Origin of the sequence: Nostoc sp. (genome assembly GCF_036916575.1) — a bacterium.
Lineage (GTDB): Bacteria > Cyanobacteriota > Cyanobacteriia > Cyanobacteriales > Nostocaceae > Nostoc.
The window spans coordinates 43,152-62,163 of the sequence record NZ_JBALGC010000094.1 but is presented as its reverse complement, the minus strand read 5'-3'; the positions used below and the strand labels follow the sequence as shown (position 1 = coordinate 62,163).

At 41.1% G+C, this 19,012-nt stretch carries 18 protein-coding genes; 6 read left to right on the top strand and 12 right to left on the bottom strand.

What is annotated here, in order from left to right:
* The first annotated feature begins 124 nt into the window (after positions 1-124).
* A complete protein-coding gene (locus tag V7L29_RS20055) occupies positions 125-331 on the top strand; it encodes a phycobilisome linker polypeptide (RefSeq protein ID WP_334691194.1) in 207 nt (68 codons plus the stop codon).
* 198 nt (positions 332-529) lie between these two features.
* Here V7L29_RS20055 and V7L29_RS20050 read toward each other — a convergent pair whose 3' ends face one another.
* Together V7L29_RS20050 and V7L29_RS20045 are read right to left on the bottom strand one after the other, a co-directional pair.
* The gene (locus V7L29_RS20050) at positions 530-2,917 is read right to left on the bottom strand and encodes an EAL domain-containing protein (protein ID WP_334736601.1); all 2,388 of its coding nucleotides are present in this window, start codon (positions 2,915-2,917) and stop codon (positions 530-532) included.
* A 307-nt stretch (positions 2,918-3,224) separates the two neighbouring features.
* On the bottom strand, positions 3,225-3,935 hold the full coding sequence (locus tag V7L29_RS20045) for a hypothetical protein (protein WP_334691192.1): 711 nt from the start codon (positions 3,933-3,935) through the stop codon (positions 3,225-3,227).
* 414 nt (positions 3,936-4,349) lie between these two features.
* Between V7L29_RS20045 and V7L29_RS20040 the strand changes: the two genes are divergently transcribed.
* Positions 4,350-5,552 carry an FtsW/RodA/SpoVE family cell cycle protein gene (locus tag V7L29_RS20040; RefSeq protein ID WP_334691191.1) on the top strand — a complete coding sequence of 401 codons (1,203 nt, stop codon included), beginning with the start codon at positions 4,350-4,352 and terminating at the stop codon, positions 5,550-5,552.
* A gap of 134 nt (positions 5,553-5,686) precedes the next feature.
* Here V7L29_RS20040 and V7L29_RS20035 read toward each other — a convergent pair whose 3' ends face one another.
* From V7L29_RS20035 to V7L29_RS20025, 3 genes are all read right to left on the bottom strand, one after another.
* Positions 5,687-6,286 (bottom strand): DUF1003 domain-containing protein, encoded by a 600-nt coding sequence (locus V7L29_RS20035; protein WP_334691190.1) that lies wholly within the window; start codon positions 6,284-6,286, stop codon positions 5,687-5,689.
* Between the two features lie 600 nt (positions 6,287-6,886).
* The gene (rpiA, locus tag V7L29_RS20030; RefSeq protein WP_334691227.1) at positions 6,887-7,597 is read right to left on the bottom strand and encodes a ribose-5-phosphate isomerase RpiA; all 711 of its coding nucleotides are present in this window, start codon (positions 7,595-7,597) and stop codon (positions 6,887-6,889) included.
* A gap of 328 nt (positions 7,598-7,925) precedes the next feature.
* A complete protein-coding gene (locus tag V7L29_RS20025) occupies positions 7,926-8,285 on the bottom strand; it encodes a hypothetical protein (RefSeq protein WP_334736600.1) in 360 nt (119 codons plus the stop codon).
* A 256-nt stretch (positions 8,286-8,541) separates the two neighbouring features.
* On the opposite strand from V7L29_RS20025, the gene V7L29_RS20020 reads away from it, so the two are divergent.
* The 3 genes from V7L29_RS20020 to V7L29_RS20010 all read left to right on the top strand — a co-directional run bounded on the left by V7L29_RS20020 (position 8,542) and on the right by V7L29_RS20010 (position 11,558).
* Positions 8,542-9,123, top strand: a complete 582-nt coding sequence (locus V7L29_RS20020; protein ID WP_334736599.1) for a restriction endonuclease subunit S — start codon at positions 8,542-8,544, stop codon at positions 9,121-9,123.
* Positions 9,120-10,586 (top strand): N-6 DNA methylase, encoded by a 1,467-nt coding sequence (locus V7L29_RS20015; protein ID WP_334736598.1) that lies wholly within the window; start codon positions 9,120-9,122, stop codon positions 10,584-10,586. The genes V7L29_RS20020 and V7L29_RS20015 overlap by 4 nt, the downstream gene beginning before the upstream one ends.
* 288 nt (positions 10,587-10,874) lie before the next feature.
* Positions 10,875-11,558, top strand: a complete 684-nt coding sequence (locus V7L29_RS20010; protein ID WP_334736597.1) for an S-layer homology domain-containing protein — start codon at positions 10,875-10,877, stop codon at positions 11,556-11,558.
* 34 nt (positions 11,559-11,592) lie between these two features.
* Here the strand turns inward: V7L29_RS20010 and V7L29_RS20005 are convergent, their stop codons facing one another.
* A complete protein-coding gene (locus tag V7L29_RS20005) occupies positions 11,593-12,885 on the bottom strand; it encodes a hypothetical protein (RefSeq protein WP_334736596.1) in 1,293 nt (430 codons plus the stop codon).
* Between the two features lie 426 nt (positions 12,886-13,311).
* Between V7L29_RS20005 and V7L29_RS20000 the strand changes: the two genes are divergently transcribed.
* Positions 13,312-13,932: a CP12 domain-containing protein gene (locus V7L29_RS20000; protein WP_334691226.1), complete on the top strand. Its 621-nt coding sequence runs from the start codon at positions 13,312-13,314 to the stop codon at positions 13,930-13,932.
* A gap of 269 nt (positions 13,933-14,201) precedes the next feature.
* Here the strand turns inward: V7L29_RS20000 and V7L29_RS19995 are convergent, their stop codons facing one another.
* The 6 genes from V7L29_RS19995 to V7L29_RS19970 form a co-directional block, all read right to left on the bottom strand.
* The gene (locus V7L29_RS19995; protein ID WP_442944225.1) at positions 14,202-15,317 is read right to left on the bottom strand and encodes an LptF/LptG family permease; all 1,116 of its coding nucleotides are present in this window, start codon (positions 15,315-15,317) and stop codon (positions 14,202-14,204) included.
* 576 nt (positions 15,318-15,893) lie between these two features.
* A complete protein-coding gene (gene lptB / locus V7L29_RS19990; RefSeq protein ID WP_334691183.1) occupies positions 15,894-16,622 on the bottom strand; it encodes an LPS export ABC transporter ATP-binding protein in 729 nt (242 codons plus the stop codon).
* Positions 16,623-16,650: 28 nt separating this feature from the next.
* Positions 16,651-17,148, bottom strand: coding sequence for an LptA/OstA family protein (locus V7L29_RS19985; RefSeq protein ID WP_334691182.1), 498 nt, complete (start codon positions 17,146-17,148; stop codon positions 16,651-16,653).
* 494 nt (positions 17,149-17,642) lie between these two features.
* Complete coding sequence (locus tag V7L29_RS19980) at positions 17,643-17,855, bottom strand: hypothetical protein (RefSeq protein WP_334736595.1); 213 nt, start codon at positions 17,853-17,855, stop codon at positions 17,643-17,645.
* Between the two features lie 34 nt (positions 17,856-17,889).
* A complete protein-coding gene (locus tag V7L29_RS19975) occupies positions 17,890-18,282 on the bottom strand; it encodes a DUF309 domain-containing protein (protein WP_334691181.1) in 393 nt (130 codons plus the stop codon).
* Positions 18,279-18,644 (bottom strand): ferredoxin thioredoxin reductase catalytic beta subunit, encoded by a 366-nt coding sequence (locus tag V7L29_RS19970; RefSeq protein ID WP_334691180.1) that lies wholly within the window; start codon positions 18,642-18,644, stop codon positions 18,279-18,281. Before V7L29_RS19970 ends, V7L29_RS19975 begins: the two co-directional genes overlap by 4 nt.
* Positions 18,645-19,012 lie beyond the last annotated feature (368 nt).

The window sequence follows — 19,012 nt, the reverse complement described above, 5'->3', positions numbered from 1 at the left end:
AGTGATGAGTGTTGGTGGTCTAGTATTGATGTTTGATTTCCAGCCTTTGAATGATTAAAAGATTTGCACTCAAGATTTTGAGATAAAAAAAGTTTTCACAAAGTATACAGGAGATTTTCAGAATATGTCCCGTTTGTTTAAAATTACTGCTTTAGTTCCCAGCCAAAGCCGAGTTCGTACCCAACGCGAACTACAAAATACTTACTTTACTAAGCTAGTTCCCTATGAGAATTGGTTCCGCGAACAGCAACGCATTCAAAAAGCAGGCGGCAAAATCATCAAGGTGGAACTGGCAACTGGTAAGCAAGGTGCTAATACTGGCTTGTCGTAATTCTGTAAATAGAAGGTTATTTTAGGGAATTGTTAAGAGGTCAAAAAAGACCTCTTTTTTGTTGCTTAGATTTTTGAAAGTTAAAAAATGCGATCGCTCACTGGTGATTCTGCTAACAATCCTTGTATCATCATATCTCCTAAAAGCCAAGCAGTTAATCGGATTAAGTCATTGAGTTATGGTAAAAAATTGCCATAATCACCACTGATGATTAGCCACGATTAAAGCCTCTGCTGTTGAACTGTCTAAGGGCTTCGAGAAAAAATTTCCCTGGCCATATTCACATTTCATTGCTCTCAGGAGTGCTAATTGTTCTGCCGTTTCCAAGCCTTCTGCTGTGACAGTTACACCTATTTTTTTACACAGGGTGACAATTGTCTCAACAATATCTAAATTTCCTTCACCAACACTCCTTCCACTAATGAAGGAGCGGTCAATCTTCAACTCATGAATCGGAAAGTGATGAAGGCGACCTAATGAAGAATAGCCTGTACCAAAGTCATCAATTGCCAACTTAATTCCTAAATTTCTTAGTAGATTTAACGTGGTGGTGACATTCTCGCCGTTTTCCATAATTACGCTTTCTGTGATCTCCAATTTCAAACTCTGTATATCTAAACTAGTCTCCTGTAAGACTTGATTGATGTGCAGCAGTGGCTTTTGTTGATTGAACCAAGAACTACAAAGATTGACGCTAATGGTCAAGGCTTGCTCACCCAACTTCCCTGATTTTGGAGGGAATCGGTCTTGCCACTGCTGTGTCTGGCGGCATGCTTCACGCATCACCCACTCATCAATTAAAATACTCAGCCCAGTTTCTTGAGCAGTTGGCAGGAAATCTTCTGGAAAAATAATACCCCGTTCTGGATGCTGCCACCGCACCAGTGCTTCAAAACCAGTTATCCTCCCGGTAGTGAGTGACACAATTGGTTGATAATGAATCCGAAACTCCTGACGTTCAATAGCTCGTCGCAGAGCCGTCTCCAACTGCAAGTGTGCCATTACCTGAATATGCATATCAGTATTAAACATCTGGTAGCGCACCTTGTTTTGTGCCTTAGCTCGGTACATTGCAATGTCGGCGTTACGCAGAAGGTCTTCTGGTTGGTTATAATCTGTCATGCTCATGGCAATACCAATACTGACTGTGGTAAACACTTCTTGCCCATCTAAAACTACAGGAATTGCCAGTTTTTCTTGTATCTGTTCAGTCATGCGTACTACGTAGTTGACATCCTGAATTCCTTCTAACAGGATTGTGAACTCGTCTCCTCCCACCCTTGCAGCTACATCTATAGAGCGCAAGCATTCCTTCAGCCTTTGAGCAATAGTCAGCAGTACTTGGTCACCAAATGTGTGTCCAAAGCTGTCGTTAATAAATTTGAAGCGATCTAAGTCTAGAAATAGCACGGCAAATAAATAATCTGAATGCCGCTTTGAATAATCGATCGCATTTCTGAGGCTATTCATAAAGAAAGTGCGGTTTGGCAACCCCGTTAATGCATCGTGAAATGCCAAATGTAGCAGTTGTGATTCTGCTCGCTTACGCTCTGTAACTTCAATTAGCAATTCCTGATTTATTTTTGCTAGTTCTGCTGTTCGTTCTCTGACACGAGTTTCTAGCTGATCATGAGCTATTCGTAACGCCTCTTCTGCTTGCTCTAGTTTCTGATTCTTTTGTGAAAGTTTTTGAATGTAAGTTGCGATCGTTTGGATAAGGTTGTTGAAGGATATTGACAATAGACCGATTTCATCTGATGTGGTGACCGGAACTCGCAAAGTAAAATCTGATGAAGAACTAACAAGTTGAGCAACCTGAGTCACAGCTTCTATCGGACGGGCGATCGCTCGACTGGTAGAGAAGGCTAAGACAGCAGCGAACAAGACTGAGAGTACCATACCGATAGCAATAATCTGGTTTCGCAAGTCCTCTGCTTTTGTCAAGGCGTCCTTTGCTTTTTCCTCTTGCTCTCCAGCGCTTTTAATAAAAGTTGTGAGATCGTAAGCAGAGCTAACAATTGCACCAAATTCGGGGCCACCTGTAAAGTCTGTGATTTGTTTCTTAGCTGCACCACTTGATTGTGGTTGTAACATCTGCGGCTTTATCTGGTTGAGCAAGACTTCAAGCTGTTGGTAGAATTTTTCCGTCGCCCGATAATCTTTGGACAACAAACGATCCAAGTCTTTTGTAGCCGTGGTTTGTGGTGATCGCTGGAGTTCGTTGATCAGCTGCTTAATTTTTTCTGCTCGCTCAGACAATTCCGACTTGTGTTGCTCAAACTCTTTCGGCTTTTTGAGTAAAGGTACAAACTCTCTGGTAGGTAGAGTCCGAAGCATGGCTACTTGCAAGTCACTCAACAGATCACCTTGTTGATTAGCACTGTCTTGACTGTTAATCGCTTGTTGCTGGTAGTAATTGCCAAGGGTCAATCCAGCGATCGTTCCTCCTACAGCAATGCTCAGAGCTACAGCATAGCCGCCAATAATTTTATTTCTCAAACTCAAACGACGCAGGATGTCTGATATCCTGTTTGAATGAGTTTCTAATGGGATAAATCGACAGATGAGATTGGGTTGACTCTTCACAAGATTCTAGCTTTAGAGTAAAGAATTCTGCTACAGTTATATAAATCAAAGGAAGTAGCCTTCATTCTTGTACTCTAACCCGTACAGCAGGGCGCAAATAAACCAACCATTTAAAATGAGTGAAAACCTTATTTGGTAAGCTTTCTTAATTTTAAATTCTACGTAGCGGTACTACGGTTAGGTGTTCTATCAAGCCCTTCGGAAGAGTCTAAAAGTTGATTGCAGCAAAGGTTTTAGATTAGCTGACATTTTATAAGAGCTACTCTAAATATTACTTACTACCACTACAGTGATGAAACAGAGCTAATTAACTTTCAACAGTGTTGATAACAGAAGGCAGTAGAAGTTCTGGTGAACTCATCCACCAGCGAATAATTCTTTCTTCTTTAACGCTGCACTGTACGGCACCCCCCACTGCTGTTAGATATGTAATAACCTCTGGCAAAAGCTGACGAATTATTTTGCGTGTTCCTTGGGCAGTAAAGATTTCTACTTCCCCAAAGATTTTTTTCATATAGACTGAATAGAATCCCATATCTCGTAAGGAATTAATTAATCTTGGGTCTGACTGCTCCCGCGATAAAGTAATGTGCAGCTCATCTTGACGAAATGTTCCAGGTACTAAAGATGCCAACTTAAGCTTAAAAGGAATTTCGATTTCTGGATTGAAAGATTTTTCCTCAATTTCTACGTCAACGGGAATATATTCTGCCTCAATGTACCCTTCTATAGCTTCAGAATTATTTTCTAAGTAGCGGAGAATACTAGCAAACTTTTCTCTAATCTGTGACGCACATTTACTTTTTATTGTCAAGTGCTTTTTTGGAGGACGATGAGCAAGTCCTTCGGGATGACCTGAGAAGTCGGAATTCCAAAAGTTCTGAGTGTCGAGCAAAAATTTTTCAAAAGGAGTTGAAAGCGTCTGAGCATCTATATGAATATGAAACTCACCTACTAATGCTGGACGAGTAGATTTACGCACAATTGTGTTTGTGTGGGCTTTGCTGTTATGCGTCATATTTACGCAAGCTTTTTAAACAAGTTCAATTAACCATAGCCCTATAAAAAGTTAAGCCACTACCGTAATATTACTGAAACTTTATCTGGGCTTTTTCTAAGAAACTTTCTGGATGCGTGATAAATTAAAAGTTTTTCTGTTTGTTAAAAGTCAAATCAAGGAAAGCAAAAAGTATTATGTTGTCAAATTTGGTAGTGGTATGAGAAAAATATCCTTTGTATCAATTAGCGCTCGCTAGAACCACCCCAGTCAAGGCGACTAAGAATTAGATTAACAGTTGCTAGCTAAGTGTATTCAAGTTGACCATTATCAAATGCATCGTTGTCAAAGCTACTTAAGAGTTATAAGTTATAAGTTATGATTTATGAGTTTTATTGCTAACTCTTAATTCTTAACTTTTTACCTGTACTGATCGTGAATCTACGCCGCCTGATTCCAATTTTTGATAGTTCAGTCTCTAACTGGGCATTAGAAGCGCGGTTATTGCGCTGGTTAACGTTGATTTGGCTGTTTGTCGGCTTGATCATGCTATTTTCAGCATCCTATCCCGTCGCTGATGCCCGTCATAATGATGGATTGTACTACTTTAAACGTCAACTGCTTTGGGTCTTAGTTTCCTTAATCGGATTCAATATTATTGTTAATTTGCCGTTGCAGAAAATTTTGGGACTATCCCATTGGTTTTTGTTACTGTTTTTGGCGTTAATTTTCGTCACACTGATCCCAGGATTGGGAAAGAAGGCTTTTGATGCAGCGCGTTGGATTGCGATCGGGCCAGTTCCGATTCAACCTTCAGAATTAATTAAACCCTTTTTGGTGCTGCAAAGTGCGCGGCTTTTTGGTCAATGGGAACGAATTAGTTGGCGGGTTCGCTTGGCTTGGTTGGGTATTTTCGGTCTGGTACTTTTAGGAATTCTTGCCCAGCCTAACTTGAGTACAACAGCACTTTGCGGCATGACTATCTGGTTAATTGCTCTAGCAGCTGGGTTACCTTACAAGTACCTGGGAGGAACAGCAATTGGCGGAGTGATGTTGGCGATACTCAGTATTAGTATTAAAGAGTATCAGCGTAAGCGGGTGATGTCATTCCTCAATCCGTGGGCAGATGCTACAGGAGATGGCTACCAGTTGGTGCAAAGTCTACTAGCCGTAGGTTCTGGTAGAACTTGGGGTTCTGGATTTGGGCTTTCTCAACAAAAGCTGTTTTATTTACCAATTCAGGATACCGATTTTATTTTTGCGGTGTTCGCTGAAGAGTTTGGCTTTGTTGGCAGTATGGTGTTGTTGGCGCTTTTAGCTACATTCGCCACTCTCGGATTAATCGTGGCGCTGAAGGCGAAAAATATAGTGCATCGATTGGTAGCGATCGGCGTGACGATTTTGATGGTAGGACAATCATTGCTCCACATCGGTGTTGCTACAGGTTCTCTACCGACTACTGGCTTACCTTTGCCCATGTTTAGTTATGGTGGTAATTCCATGATTGCCAGCTTAATAGCTGCTGGGTTGCTAATTCGGGTAGCACGCGAAAGTAATGAAGCTGAGGTAGTACCGTTGCGAAAACCCCTGTTTGAAAATGGGCGCAGACGTCGAGCTTTTCAGAAAAATAGGAATTGAGCTAGTACGCTCTTTGCACGACCAAATTGAATAGATTATGGAAGACCTAAAACAAACAATAATCAGTTACTCCAGCGCAAACCTCGAACAGTGCAAAAATTGGTATTCTTCAGCAACATACGCCATCGCAGTCATTATCTTTGGTTACGATTTCTGAATTTTTTCCTTTTAAGCGCCATCTGTTGGAGCCGTTCAATTTCACTTAGAACATCTTCGGGCTTGGTTTCCATTTCTAAGTCTGCAAGGTCACTATCTTTATCATTTTCAATGCCCATTTGCTCTTGAATAGCATCGAGCATTTGTAATACTCGTGTAACTTCATGCTCAGTCAGTAGTCCAATTTGTAAATTTAAGTTGGTGCGATACTCACTTTCTTCACTCAGTTGGTTCTGGCTAATCAACACAAATGTTGAGAGAAAAATTGCTTCTAGAGATACAATCATTGTCAACAATCCATATGGAAATGGATCAAAAGGATGCACACCTAATTTGCCAGTGTTCACAATAATCCAACCACCAAACCAGACGATATGAACATAAACAAAAACTATATGCCCAGAAAAAGAGGTAATAGCGTCGGCAATTCGGTCTTGCAAGTTTCGCTTATTAGCAGCCTTGACCCGAAGGCGGATGATAGTGCGAATGTTCCGTTCTATGACTTTAGATAATAACGGGTTGTGTTCTTCATCGTCTAAATATTCTTTCTCCTCTTCATTCATGCCGCCTGGCTGCATAATTTTGATGTCCTGTTGTTAATAGCACCTTAAAAAAATTAGGTCAACTAGCATATTTTGCTTGGTTAAACTCAAAATGCAAGAAGTCGGTTTGTATTATAAACTCAAAGTTTGAAATCACTGTGCCAAAGCTATTGCATTCTTGTACCAAGAAGTAAACACCCTTGTTGGTAGTAGAAACTCAATCAACGACAACAGAAAACTTCTACAGAAGTTATCGGTATGTAGATTATCTGATCCAAAGCGTATTGGTGGATACTGCCCAAATTTATCTTGTGAAAATAACACGCGCAGTAGATTCAATGGAGACAGCAAATTATGACGAAAGACGACTCCCAAATCACCTCAGGTAAAATTAGCTTTTTGAAGAATCGGGAGAAACTTCACAATTCCTTAACGCAGAGTTAGACGAAAAGGGCGATTTAATAATTATTGGGCCTAGACGTAGGCAAAGTAGTGATGCCTACGGCGGTAAACTACGCACATTAGGGCGATGAAGACTATAAATTTTAGTTAAATTGGTGTTTTGATGAACAGGAGCTATTGCTTAATTTTGGATTTTAGATTTCAGAGACATCTAAAATCCAAAATCTATAACTCTTACAGTTGCCGCACTAATGGCTGACCATCTTTGACTTCACCAATTAAAACTAAATCGACACAGTTAACGAAGATACCATTTTCCAGGACGCCGGGAATGTTATTCAATGTCTTTTCTAGGCTGACTGGATCTTCAATAGAGTCAAATCTGACATCTAAGACAAAATTGCCTTGATCAGTGATCACTGGGCCAGCTTTTTTTACACCCATGCGGAGTTCTGGTTTGCCACCAAGTTTTTTGATGGCATTAGTCACAGGAGTAATTGCCATTGGAATCACTTCCACGGGCACAGCGAAAGTAGAACCTAAGCGGTCTACTAACTTACCACTATCTACCACGACAATAAACTGTTCTGCCAGGTAGTCTACGACTTTTTCGCGGGTATGTGCTGCACCACCGCCTTTAATCAAATTTTTCTGCGGATCGACTTCATCTGCTCCATCAATGGCAATATCGATGTGGTCAATAGCATCCAAGGTGGCAAGAGGGACACCGTACTGCTTCGCCAGCACTTCTGACTGAAACGAGGTAGGTATACCAATGATATCTTTGAGTTCACCAGACTTGAGGCGATCGCCCAAAAACTGAATCGTATATGCTGTAGTTGACCCCGTACCCAACCCCACAATGGAACCCGACTTTACCAGGGCGGCGGCGGCTTTGCCAACTTCTTGCTTCATCGACGTTACGGGATCTGGTGCTGCGGTCATTGCCAAAACTGCTCCATAAAACTTATATAAAATGAACATAACCTAAGTTACACACCTTTTACTGTTTATTTCCAGCTTCATAAAAGACTGTCAGCGACATTTTATCGACAGGTGTTTTCGGTCGAGCCAAGCGAAAGAAAGATACTTTTTCAAGTTTAAACATACATTGAAATTTCTATCTTTAATCAGACTAGAGGTTTTACACTCAAAAGCTTGTGAATAATTTTTGCTGGTGAAAATGGAACACCAAGGTATCATTTGTGAGACATCTTGGTGTTCATAGTGAAAATTATGAAACGTTAAGCAAGAAATAGCGGGATACGATTACTCAGTTCTGGAAAACGCTGTTTAACGTAAGCACAAAGCTGGTTATAGCTTTTGCTTTGGAGTTTGTCCAAATCTTTTTATAAGGGTCAAGTCCCTGACTCTTGGCGTGTTCTATGGTTATTGCCATGAGGATTTTACAAGCCTTAGCCTCAGTTTCAATCTTTTGGTGTGCCTCAGCCTTTTTTTGGCGTAGAGACTCAGCCTGATCTTGCTGGATATAGCTAATCCGCGCGAGAAATTCGACGGATTTGTTGAGAAACTCGTACCCGTCTTCTCGATTAATCACCATAGATAAAAATGCCAAAGGGTCTAGTTGAGGCTGAGGTTCATCTGAGTTAGGATTATTCGGTGGAGAGATCATAAAAGTTTTTTCCTCAAATTAAATTGACGGTCAATAGGCAGTGCGCCTGACCGTTAATGGATGGACAACCAAATTACAAACGTTTGAAATAAGACAACGCTGCTGGACTGGTACTCCGGTTGCGTTTTTTTCATGGTTTTACAATCTGGTTGCGGATATTCTAGCAAGCTCTATGCTAGGCTACAATACAGTAAGTATATTACTTCAATTGCAATAACTAACTTACTGTTAATATAATAGATATTTTAGCAGATTTATGTCTCATTCAGTTCTGCCTCTTCAGAAGATAGGGGAAATATTCCAAGGAATTACACTTAGCCGTTATGCAGACGATAACGGTAGACCAGAGCGCGTTGTTAGCTTGTCTGATCTTGAGTACCTATACATTGAACGTAACCCAAGTGTGGTTCAGTTACGCGTATCTGACCTTGAGCGGTATCGAATAAAAACTGGTGATGTAGTAATTTCCAACCGAGGTACGCTCCTGAAAGCATCAGTAGTTACAGATAAATTAGAAGGTAGCTTGGCGAGCAATAACGTGGCTGTTATCCGCCCCATAGTACAAATTGATCCTGTGTATTTGGCAGTTTTGATGCGTTCAAAATGGCTAGAACAGCAACTAGCCACTTTATACTTGCAATCTTCCACAATTCAGTTGATTCCAATTTCTCAATTACGCAGTCTCAAGATTCCATTACCTCATTTGGAGACTCAAAATAAATTAGCTCAACTCTTTTTAGCTACTGAACGAGCTAACCGCATTACCTTGGAAATTTTAGACGCACGAAATAATTTATCAGAATCTACTCTTTTTCAAACTTTGGAAAGACAGCAATGATTACTTTAGAATACTTAGAAAATAGACTTTGGACTGCTGCAAGTATCCTACGGGGGGTTTCTAGCGGTAATGATTATATTAACTATTTGTTCAGGCTTCTGCTTTTAAAGCGATTGTCTGATTTATTTGAGGAAGAATCTTATAAAGCCAAACCACGCTTTTTTATTCCTGTAATTTCGCAGTGGAATTATTTACTGCAAATACCTGAAAATATTGGTCAGGCACTTAATGAAGCTGGTAGAGCTATTGAAACTCGTAACCCAGGTATCAGAGAATTACAAGGAATTTTCATAAATTATAATTTTGAACATAACCACAGTCAAGTTGATATTAAAAAGCAAGATCAAGTACTACGCCAATTGATTTGGCATCTCTCAGAGATTAAACTCCAGAATAAATACTTTGCTGAACCAGACTTATTAGGAAAAGCTTGTGAATACTTCATGGCACAATTTACAGCTAATCTTGGTAAAATGTCTGGAGAGTTTTTTACTCCGCAGAAGGTAGCAGAACTGTTAGTACGTCTGCTTGAACCACAACCAGGAATGAGTATTTGTGACCCTTTTTGTGGATTGGGAGGTATTTTGACTGAATGTATCAAACAAATTAAACATTTGGGAAATAAGCAAAATGATTTACTGCTTTATGGACAAGAGATAAACCAAAATACTTTTAGCCTTGCCAAAATTAATTTACTTTTGCACGACAATTTTGATTTTGACATCCGCTTGGGAGATACTATCCGTGAACCACAACTAGTTGAAAACGGTAAATTAATGCTTTTTGACAGGGTAATTTCTAATCCCCCATTTAACGTTCGTAATTGGAGCTATGAGTTATCTAAATTTGATATGTATGACCGCTTCCGCTATGGAATTCCACCTAAAGTTGGTGGTAATTTTGCTTTCATTCAGCACATACTAACCACACTCACAAATACTGGTAAAGCTGGGGTATTAGTGCCACTTGGGGTCTTATTTCGTGGAGCCTCTGAGGGTATTATTCGCAGGAGAATTATTGAATCTGACTTAATTGAAGCAGTAATTGGTCTTGCATCCAACCTACTTTCTGGTACAGGTATTCCTACGGCTATTTTAATTTTTAATCGGGATAAGCAAGAAAACCGTAGAAATAAAATTTTGTTCATTGACGCTAGTAATGAATATCAAAAGAGCCGTAATCAAAATTACCTGCGTGAAGAAGATATCACTCATATCATCACAGCTTACCAAGCCTTTGAAGATGAAGAGGGATATGCTAAAGTCGTGGCTCTGGAAGAACTAGCTGCTAATGAATATATTCTCAATATCAACCGCTATGTCCTAACCCCCAAGGATGAAAATGACAAAATTGATATTGAGGCGGAAATTATCAAGCTGCGCGAATTAGAGGCTCAACGTGCTGAAGCCGAGATGAGTATGAATAAATACTTGCGGGAATTAGGAATAGAATTAACAGACTAACTACAAGCGATCGCAAAATAAATTAGCTTGAAAAATAAGGGTTTCACCATACTTGCACCCACCTTAAAAGGGCTAGGCTGCACACCCTACTAAAAACTTTTTCAAGTCAGCCTCACGCTTCACTTGATACTGGCAGTTTAAATATATAACCCACAACAAGCAGATATGCAACATTGCCCAGCCGAAGTTCGTCACTAACTAAGTTACAGGTTATTAGGAATACCACATTTTGCCTTAACCTCAGTAACGTAGTTTTTTAAATTCATTTAGCAGCTAAAAGTGGTTATCATGATACGTCAGTTTTCAATTACTTTATCTTTAGTAGCATTACTACAAAATTTACCAGCAATTGCTCAGGCTTCAGTGCCAGAACCAACTTCTGCAATTCCATCTGATTCCATTCAGCAGGTAACTGCTGTCAAATGGATGACAAACTTTTCCGATGGCAAGTTTTATCCAGAAAGGTTACTGAGTCGGGCAGAATTAGCGTCAATTATGGTCAAAGCATTTCGGCTAGATAAAAGACAAGCTGTTAGCAAAGAAAATTTAGCTATTCCAGATGTTCCTCGTTCTCATTGGGCATTTAATGATATACAGACAGTCTTAAAAACTGACATAATGAAAGGCTATCGGGGCAATGAATTTTTCCCTAACCAAAAAGTGACAAGGGCAGAAGCTCTTGCTATTTTCGCCCAGGCTTATGGTGTATTTCAGTTTTCCGATGACGCTGTTAATGAGACTCTTGCTTCATATCCAGATGAAAAGTCTATCCCAGCTTGGGCTAGAAAAGCGATCGCTACAGTAGCTACTGAAGGATTTCTGAACACAGATGTTCAAGGCAATATTTCTCCATTAAAACCCATGACCCGTGGGGATATGGCTTATGTATTGAGTAAATATTTGCAACGACAACAGCAACAACCCGAAACACCAGAGGTTCCGATTATTCCTAATAGCCCACAATCACCTTAGCTGAATTTTATTCAGTTAAGCGACGTGCTTAAAATCAGTTTTGACCCGGACTTCTATATTTGTCTCGAATCTGGCGAAGATATAAGGAATTAGACTGTGTTGGTTGCTGCAACACATAATTCCCATAATTAGATTGTGGTGGTTGCGTCGGTTGCTGCAACCCATAATTCCCATAATTAGATTGTGGTAGTTGCGTCGGTTGCTGCAACCCATAATTCCCATAAGTAGATTGTGGTAGTTGCGTCGGCTGCTGCAAGCCATAATTCCCATATCCTACAGGGTTTGTCGGGGTGACAACGTTTTGACTAGAGTAAGGTGCAATATTACTTGGTGCGGCAGAGGTGACTGGGGGCGTCACTGGTGCTACATTAGGCAATACCTGACCACTATTTAAATTATTGTAGGGATTTTGCGTTGTACCGGTTGACGTATAACCTGTACCAGTAGTTAATCCATTACTAGGCAATACCTGACGGTTATTTAAATTACTGTAGGAATTTTGCGGTAAATTTGTATCGGTTGACGTATAGCCTGTCCCAGCAGTTAACCCAGTACTTGGTAGAGAATTCTGACTGGGTAAGCTGTTGAGCGGTGGCGTTAGCGTTGCTCCTGGGTCAGAGACGCGCCCTAAGGCATTTGTCTGAGTTGCAGTACCATTGAAGCTAGACAATTTCTGGTTTGTCGATTGGTTGAGCGTCCCTTGCACAGGGCTGATAGAGAGAGAATTTTGATTCTTGTTGGTTTGATTAGTTGATCCAATACCCAGGCTAGAGGATGTTTGTTCCCCCTCTGTTGGTTCAGACGCCGTATTTAAAGTCTTGAGACCAAGAAACGGATTATTATTATCAACCGTCCCAGTCCGCAATAAATTTTCTGTTTGTACAACAAAAGGATTTTTCACAGCTAGGGAGGTGTCGCCATTAACACCTAAACTAGGATTTGATTTGGGATCATTAGCAGACTTTTGTTTGTTAATTGCATCTTCTAATAAGCCTTTGCTGTTTTTTCCCTTAGTGTTTTCCTTAGGGGTATTTGCTGTTGATGAGACAGTTCCTTGCTCAAAATCATTAAATAAAACTGGCAAGTTATCGATATCCGCTGCAATAGCTCTGTTTTCTTCTGACAGGTCGGAATCAGCAGGCTTTTGTGAAGCCACTTGGTTTTTTTGCTTATAAACGAAAATATCTGGGTTTGACCAGTATTCCCAGGTTACTAGCCCTACTACAGATAAAAAAATTGCAGTTACCCAAAAACCAGGTCGCCCTAGATTCCATAACCTGGCTCTGAGATAGCGTAAGTAGGCGGGAGGATAATGACGATTTGGCATGGGATTAGTAATTGAAATTTACTCGAAATCGGGAAAACTTGAGGGAAGCTGAAGGCGTTGCTGTTTAATGCTTTTGCTTTCCTCAACCGGAAATATCTTAACTGAAGTTTGAATGATGATTTTATCCTAACTTCTCCATCAGTTATTAGTCATTACCAATAGACATGTAGTAGTAAAAAATTTACTTTTTAGTGGCTGGAGTCCTTTGGGAAGATTTTCTAGAAAGTGATGGGAATTTATGGTTAGTTTTTGGGTATCGGTCACATTGGATAACATCAGGAGTTGACAACTGGTCTAATTTATTGTTGTGGCTGGACAAAAGTTCAACTTTTTTACTTTCTAGTTAGCAAACTGTATGGTGCAATGCTTCGATACGCCTCTGAGGGCGCTGTACTGCACCGTACTATTAACCAGGAGACTACAGCAATGATGAAAGCTGAAGATATCATGATCAAAGACGTAGTTACCATTCGCGGTTCAGCGACTGTTGCTGAAGCTGTGGGGGTGATGAAGGAAAAAGGATTGCGGGCCCTGGTTGTGGATCGTCGCTATGACAATGATGCTTATGGCATTGTCACAGAAACGGATATTGTCTATAAAGTAACAGCCTACGGTAAAGACCCAAAGCAAGTGCGGGTTTATGAAATTATGAGCAAGCCTTGTATTGTGGTCAATCCTGATTTGGGTGTGGAATATGTAGCGCGGTTATTTGCTAATACTGGTATTCATCGAGCACCTGTGATTAAAGGTAAGCTGTTGGGCATCATCTCAATTACTGACATTTTGACCAAAAGCGACTTTGTGGAAGCGCCAAAAGCGCTACTGCTGGAGGAGAGAATTCAAAAAGCAATTGAGCAGGCTCGTGCTATTTGCACTGAACAAGGTGCTTATTCTAAAGGCTGTGCAGCTGCCTGGGATGAGGTAGAAGAACTTCAGGCAGAAGCAGCTCATCAGAAAGCTGAGGGTATGGTATCAGCCAAAGTCTCTTTTGAAGAATATTGTAAGGAAAATCCAGCTGCACCGGAATGTCGAAATTATCACCCGTAATTGAAGTGTAGGGATGAAGAGGAAGGGGAGGCAGGAGAGAATGATTTATAACTCTAATTTTGTGTAAATTACAGCATTTTTCAGGTATTTAGACCACAACTGAGACGGGGAGTAGGAAGTAGGGAGTGGTTTAGTTCAATTACTTGAAAAGCGCTGTAAAATTCGTTTTTTATTCGTGAACGAGTCTTTTTTACTCGTGAATGAGTCTTTGATACTCACTTCCCCTGCTCCCCCTGCCTCCCCTGCTCTCCTGCTCCCACTTCCTCAATTTACCGTTTGGCAACTCGGATCAATAAGAATAGACCTATTCCCAAAAAAAGAAAGTTGGGCAACCAAGCTCCCATAAAGGGAGAGAGGACACCTGCTTGCGCGATCGCACCACTAATAAAGAAAATTAAGTAGTATGAAAAAATTACTACAACACTAATACCAAAGCTGGTGCCTCTTCCAGTTCGCTGAGGTATGCTTCCCATCGCTGCACCTACCAAACCAAAAACTACACATACAAAAGGTAAAGAGATTTTTTGTTGAATCCGCACTTCGAGTTTACGAATTTTTTGGCGATCGCCACCGAGAAGTTCCACTTCTAATTGATTTAGTGCTTCGGCAATATTCATCTCACCATAGTCCCGGCTTTTTTCTGCCAGACTTAATGGCGTGCGCGGTAGTTGCAGTTGTTGGTGTTCAAATCTAACGATGTTGCGATAGGAGCGATCGGCAGCGACAAAATAGATCGTGCCGTTGTAAAAATCCCAGACATTTTGAGAAGGATTCCACTGGGCGGATTCTGATACCACAATTTGATTCAGACCTTTTGTTGAGCGGTCTATAATCGTCAAACCTTTCATCCGCTTACCATCAAACTGGTCGGCGTAAAACAAGCGTGTCAATATCTTATTCTTAGAGCCATCCGGCTGGAGAGCATCTTGGTATTCAGGATAGAAAATATTTTGTTGTTTAAAAGTTGGTTTGTCTGATTTGAGGGCTTTATCCAGAGTCATCGCCGCTTGATAATTTGCTGCTGGTGCAATTTCTTCGTTAAATACAAATGTCATTCCTGTAACCACAAGACTCAACATCACAGCAGTTAGCACCATACGATAGACACTCACCCCACAACCGCGCAGGGCAATTAGTTCGCTCTCGCTAGAAAGACGACTATAGGTCATCAAAGTAGCCAGCAGCGTAGACATGGGGAAGGCTAAAACGATAAAGTTGGGAAATTTTAACAAAAAAACTTGAATAGCAATGTCTATAGGTAGCCCAGAGTCTACGATTTTTCTGACGAGATCAAATACAGCATCAATGGTGACGCCAATTGATGAAAAAGCTCCTACACCAAAGAAAAACGGCGCTAACAATTCGCTGCCAAGATAGCGATCCATGATTGTAAAAGGCAGCAGCGAATGGAGACTGTAGAAAGATGTGAGCTTCTTTGATATCATAAGCAACTTTAAAGGATGTTTTAAAAGTATTAAGCGAATATAATTTCCTACTACACAAGCAAAGTCTATCTTCCTGGACTCATACAAAATCAACGGTTTGCTAACCTGCAAAGGCACAGAGAAGTCTGAGCGGAGGCTTCCGACGCTCTCTACGAGACGCTGCGCTATCCGTTAGCGCAGCCGGCCGCAGCGAAAAGTCGGAGCGGCGGCTTCCGCCGTTAGCGCAGCGGTAGCGAGTCCGCGAGCGTCTCTGAACTTTTCAAGACAGGCATCAGAACTTCGGAGTTTTGTCTCTATAGCCGCGACTTCTAGTCGCCCATGTGAGTAATAAATTAGACTTGATAAACATCCTCTTAAAAGTTAAAAATGAGCAACCCTAGTAAAGCAAAGTATATGTTTAATATCAAAATTAAATTCTCAATAGTTGAGAAAGCAAAATGAAATTAATTAAGAAATTTATGCTTAAAAATAAACAACAAAATAGCCTTTGAAATTATTAACTAAATAATTGTTAATTTAGACTTGAAAATTATCCCCTAAATAATATTGCCGTACAAGGGAGTTGCTGTAGAGTTCGTCAGCAGCACCAAAAGCGAGAATTTGTCCCTCGCGCATGATGTAGGCGCGATCGGTAATGGCGAGGGTTTCGCGGACATTATGATCTGTAATTAAGATTCCCATGCCGCGATCGCGCAGTTGTGCCACAATTTGCTGAATTTCTGAGACTGCTATAGGATCAACTCCAGCAAATGGTTCATCCAAAAGTAAAAATTTTGGCCCTTCTTGTCCAGCAGCTAAAGACCTTGCTAATTCCGTCCGTCGTCGCTCACCACCAGAAAGTTGAATTCCTTTGCTATTAGCTAATTTTTCCAACCGAAACTCCCGTAGTAAAGTTATGAGTCGCCTTGACCACTCCCATCGTGGCACATTAGTTTGCTCTAGCACCAACAGAATATTATCCTCTACAGAGAGTTGGCGAAAAACACTTGCTTCTTGTGCTAGATAACCAATACCCAGTCGTGCCCTTTGATGCATTGGCATTCCTGTAATATCCAGATTACCTAGCCAGACTTTTCCTAGATTGGGTTTTTCTAAACCTGTGGCAATGTAAAAGGTCGTCGTTTTACCAGCTCCATTGGGGCCAAGTAAACCAACGACTTCGCCCTGAGCAACAGAAAGATTGACACGATTGACAATTACTCGCTTGCCGTAAGATTTGTGAATATTTTCTAAAACAATTTTCATTGTTCGCGCCCTTTGTTGATGGTAGATACTAATTAGAACGCTTAAATGCTGGTGTCTGTGGAGCAGGTTTGGCAGTTTGTCCATCATTATCTGATTCCTGCACCATGTAGATAGACTCTACCTGATGGTTGGATTGAGGTAAGGCAACAAATCGCCCTTCGTCAATTAAATAGGTTACTTTCTCCGCTCGGATACTGTTACCGCCCTGCTGCAAAATATAGACATTGCCACTGAAATCAATTCGGCGTTCTTTACTAAAGTACTGTGCTTGGGCAGATGTTGCCTGAATCTGGCGAGCAGGATACAACATTTGCACGTTACCGCGAGCGGTGATTACTTGATTTTTCGCGTCATATTCTTGCACATCAGCGCGGATAGTGAGGGGGCGATTGTCTCTAGATGTTTGTGCAGTAGCGGTTTGCAGTTGGGCAGGGAAGACAAAAGCGCCCAAGAGTGCAACTGGCAGCATTAAAGCTAATCCAAAGCGACGCATCTGTGATAAGGGTAATTGATAGCAGGGCATCATAGCAATTTGGGATTCACGATTTCAGCTTGCATTCTAATTATCTCAACTACTTGATCCAGATATGAAATATACAATCTGGAGTGATTTACGATAACTACTGGCTGAAATAGTGACGCTAGCCCCAACCTCAAGGTTTCAGGAAATTTTAGATGAAATCCACTACAGCTTAATATAACGGTCTTAACTTTTTTCGCTACACCCAACACTTTATTGGTGTCAACTTTAGCCAAAATCTTAATAAAATTTCGTTTGTAGATCTAGTAAGACTTACGCAAAAAACCTCTCAAACTCTTATTCCTCCGTGTCGCGCCAGTTGCTTCTCCTGTGGTCGCTGCTGCGCGTAGCTTGCTTCCCTGTAAGGGTACAAGTCGGGGAACCCGCCCAACGCACTGGCTTCTCTGCGTCCTTTGTGGTTCGATTTTCCGTTGCTTGTGCGTAAGTCCTATATGCAGACAAAGCAGCTCTCTCTGCCCCTAATAGGCAAGCAGCAACCCTTAGGGCAAGCATTCCCAATCGCAAACTGGAATTTGAGCCTCTGAACTCGGAATTTGAGCCTCTGAACTCCGAACTTCAGCTTCTGAACTCAGAACTTCAGCCTCTGAACTCGGAATTTCAAGCTTAAAACTTGGAATATCGAGATTTACACTCAAACATTCAATTTCAAAATAAGGAACAAAAGGAGACAAGGAAGCAATTTTTCTCTTCAATCTTCCTTGTCTGGCTTCACTTGCTTAAACTTTACTAATCGCTAACTAGCACAATTTGAGGTAAAGATAAGGCTTCATTTTCACTCAAATCACCAGCTGTAATCTTGTCTGGCCCTATTTGTTGTAATGTCGTCAACAACACTGCGCTCTGACTCAATAGCTCATCTACATCAACGCCGCCGTAACTAGATGGGTAACGCCGCAAGCGATTACTGCCTTCTCCTAGTAGAATAACTGCACCTCGCCAGTTCCGATTCTCCAAATGATACAGTGCTACAGCAATTTGAAGAATGCCTTGATAAAAGGTTTTTTCCGGTTCGCCTGCTTCAATCCACAAAGCTTCTAAAGTGTCATGACAGGCGTAGAACTGACCAGAATTGAACTGTTCTACACCTTGCCAAAACTCTTGGGGGATGGTTTCGCTCATCCCATGCTGTCTCGTACTTCTTTTATTGTTTCGAGAGAGATTTCTTGTTTTTCTCCAGCAAACTCGTTGTCAGTGGTGAGGAACAACATGCAATGGCACTCTTTGCGTTCTCTCATTGGCACACAGGGACAGTTCCAATATGTGGCGTGAACCTCAGCCTCTTTATCTTCGTAATGGCGACAGGGACATAAAGGCGCACCTAGTTCGTCTTTATGTTTGGCTAATCCTTCAATCACAACTGCGGTGACAGAAGGTTCAGAACAGAAGTATGTTCCAGTCCGCTTGGCGTATTGTTCGGAAAAATGCCGCATTGCCTCTAGGCTTTTATCGCTGGATTTTGTGTTAGCTTCTGATGAGATCATGTGGATCGGCGACTCATAATTTAAATATTTCTTTGCATTGTACCTCAGCCTCAGTAGGTGATTACTGGGTGTGTTTCCCCAACCTTAGCTGCTCAAATTGTTTTACCTTTGCTCAAAGGCTGATATGTCCGGTGTGCTGGGATCAGAGAAAATCTCAGAAATCGCAGAAGCTTAACTTCTAAGCTAATCAAAATTCAAGTTGCATCTTGAAGCAGAATTTAAAAGTCAAAAGGTTGATTTATTCTCATCAAAAAAAGGACGCTGTGACACGTCTAAGGGAAGACGCCAAGCGCGATCCTTTTATCAGACTTATCTCAGGCTTTATCTATTTATACATTATTGTATTGAATTCTCTTCATCATAACTTT

Excerpts from the sequence above, each read along its gene's own strand:
- V7L29_RS19975 (WP_334691181.1), bottom strand. The coding sequence starts at position 18,282 with ATGAGCGAAACCATCCCCCAAGAGTTTTGGCAAGGTGTAGAACAGTTC.
- V7L29_RS20010 (WP_334736597.1), top strand. The coding sequence starts at position 10,875 with ATGATACGTCAGTTTTCAATTACTTTATCTTTAGTAGCATTACTACAA.
- V7L29_RS20025 (WP_334736600.1), bottom strand. The coding sequence starts at position 8,285 with ATGATCTCTCCACCGAATAATCCTAACTCAGATGAACCTCAGCCTCAA.
- V7L29_RS20035 (WP_334691190.1), bottom strand. The coding sequence starts at position 6,286 with ATGCAGCCAGGCGGCATGAATGAAGAGGAGAAAGAATATTTAGACGAT.
- V7L29_RS20000 (WP_334691226.1), top strand. The coding sequence starts at position 13,312 with ATGATGAAAGCTGAAGATATCATGATCAAAGACGTAGTTACCATTCGC.
- lptB (WP_334691183.1), bottom strand. The coding sequence starts at position 16,622 with ATGAAAATTGTTTTAGAAAATATTCACAAATCTTACGGCAAGCGAGTA.
- V7L29_RS19995 (WP_442944225.1), bottom strand. The coding sequence starts at position 15,317 with ATGGATCGCTATCTTGGCAGCGAATTGTTAGCGCCGTTTTTCTTTGGT.
- V7L29_RS19970 (WP_334691180.1), bottom strand. The coding sequence starts at position 18,644 with ATGATCTCATCAGAAGCTAACACAAAATCCAGCGATAAAAGCCTAGAG.
- V7L29_RS20045 (WP_334691192.1), bottom strand. The coding sequence starts at position 3,935 with ATGACGCATAACAGCAAAGCCCACACAAACACAATTGTGCGTAAATCT.
- V7L29_RS20020 (WP_334736599.1), top strand. The coding sequence starts at position 8,542 with ATGTCTCATTCAGTTCTGCCTCTTCAGAAGATAGGGGAAATATTCCAA.
- rpiA (WP_334691227.1), bottom strand. The coding sequence starts at position 7,597 with ATGACCGCAGCACCAGATCCCGTAACGTCGATGAAGCAAGAAGTTGGC.
- V7L29_RS19985 (WP_334691182.1), bottom strand. The coding sequence starts at position 17,148 with ATGATGCCCTGCTATCAATTACCCTTATCACAGATGCGTCGCTTTGGA.
- V7L29_RS20055 (WP_334691194.1), top strand. The coding sequence starts at position 125 with ATGTCCCGTTTGTTTAAAATTACTGCTTTAGTTCCCAGCCAAAGCCGA.
- V7L29_RS20015 (WP_334736598.1), top strand. The coding sequence starts at position 9,120 with ATGATTACTTTAGAATACTTAGAAAATAGACTTTGGACTGCTGCAAGT.
- V7L29_RS20005 (WP_334736596.1), bottom strand. The coding sequence starts at position 12,885 with ATGCCAAATCGTCATTATCCTCCCGCCTACTTACGCTATCTCAGAGCC.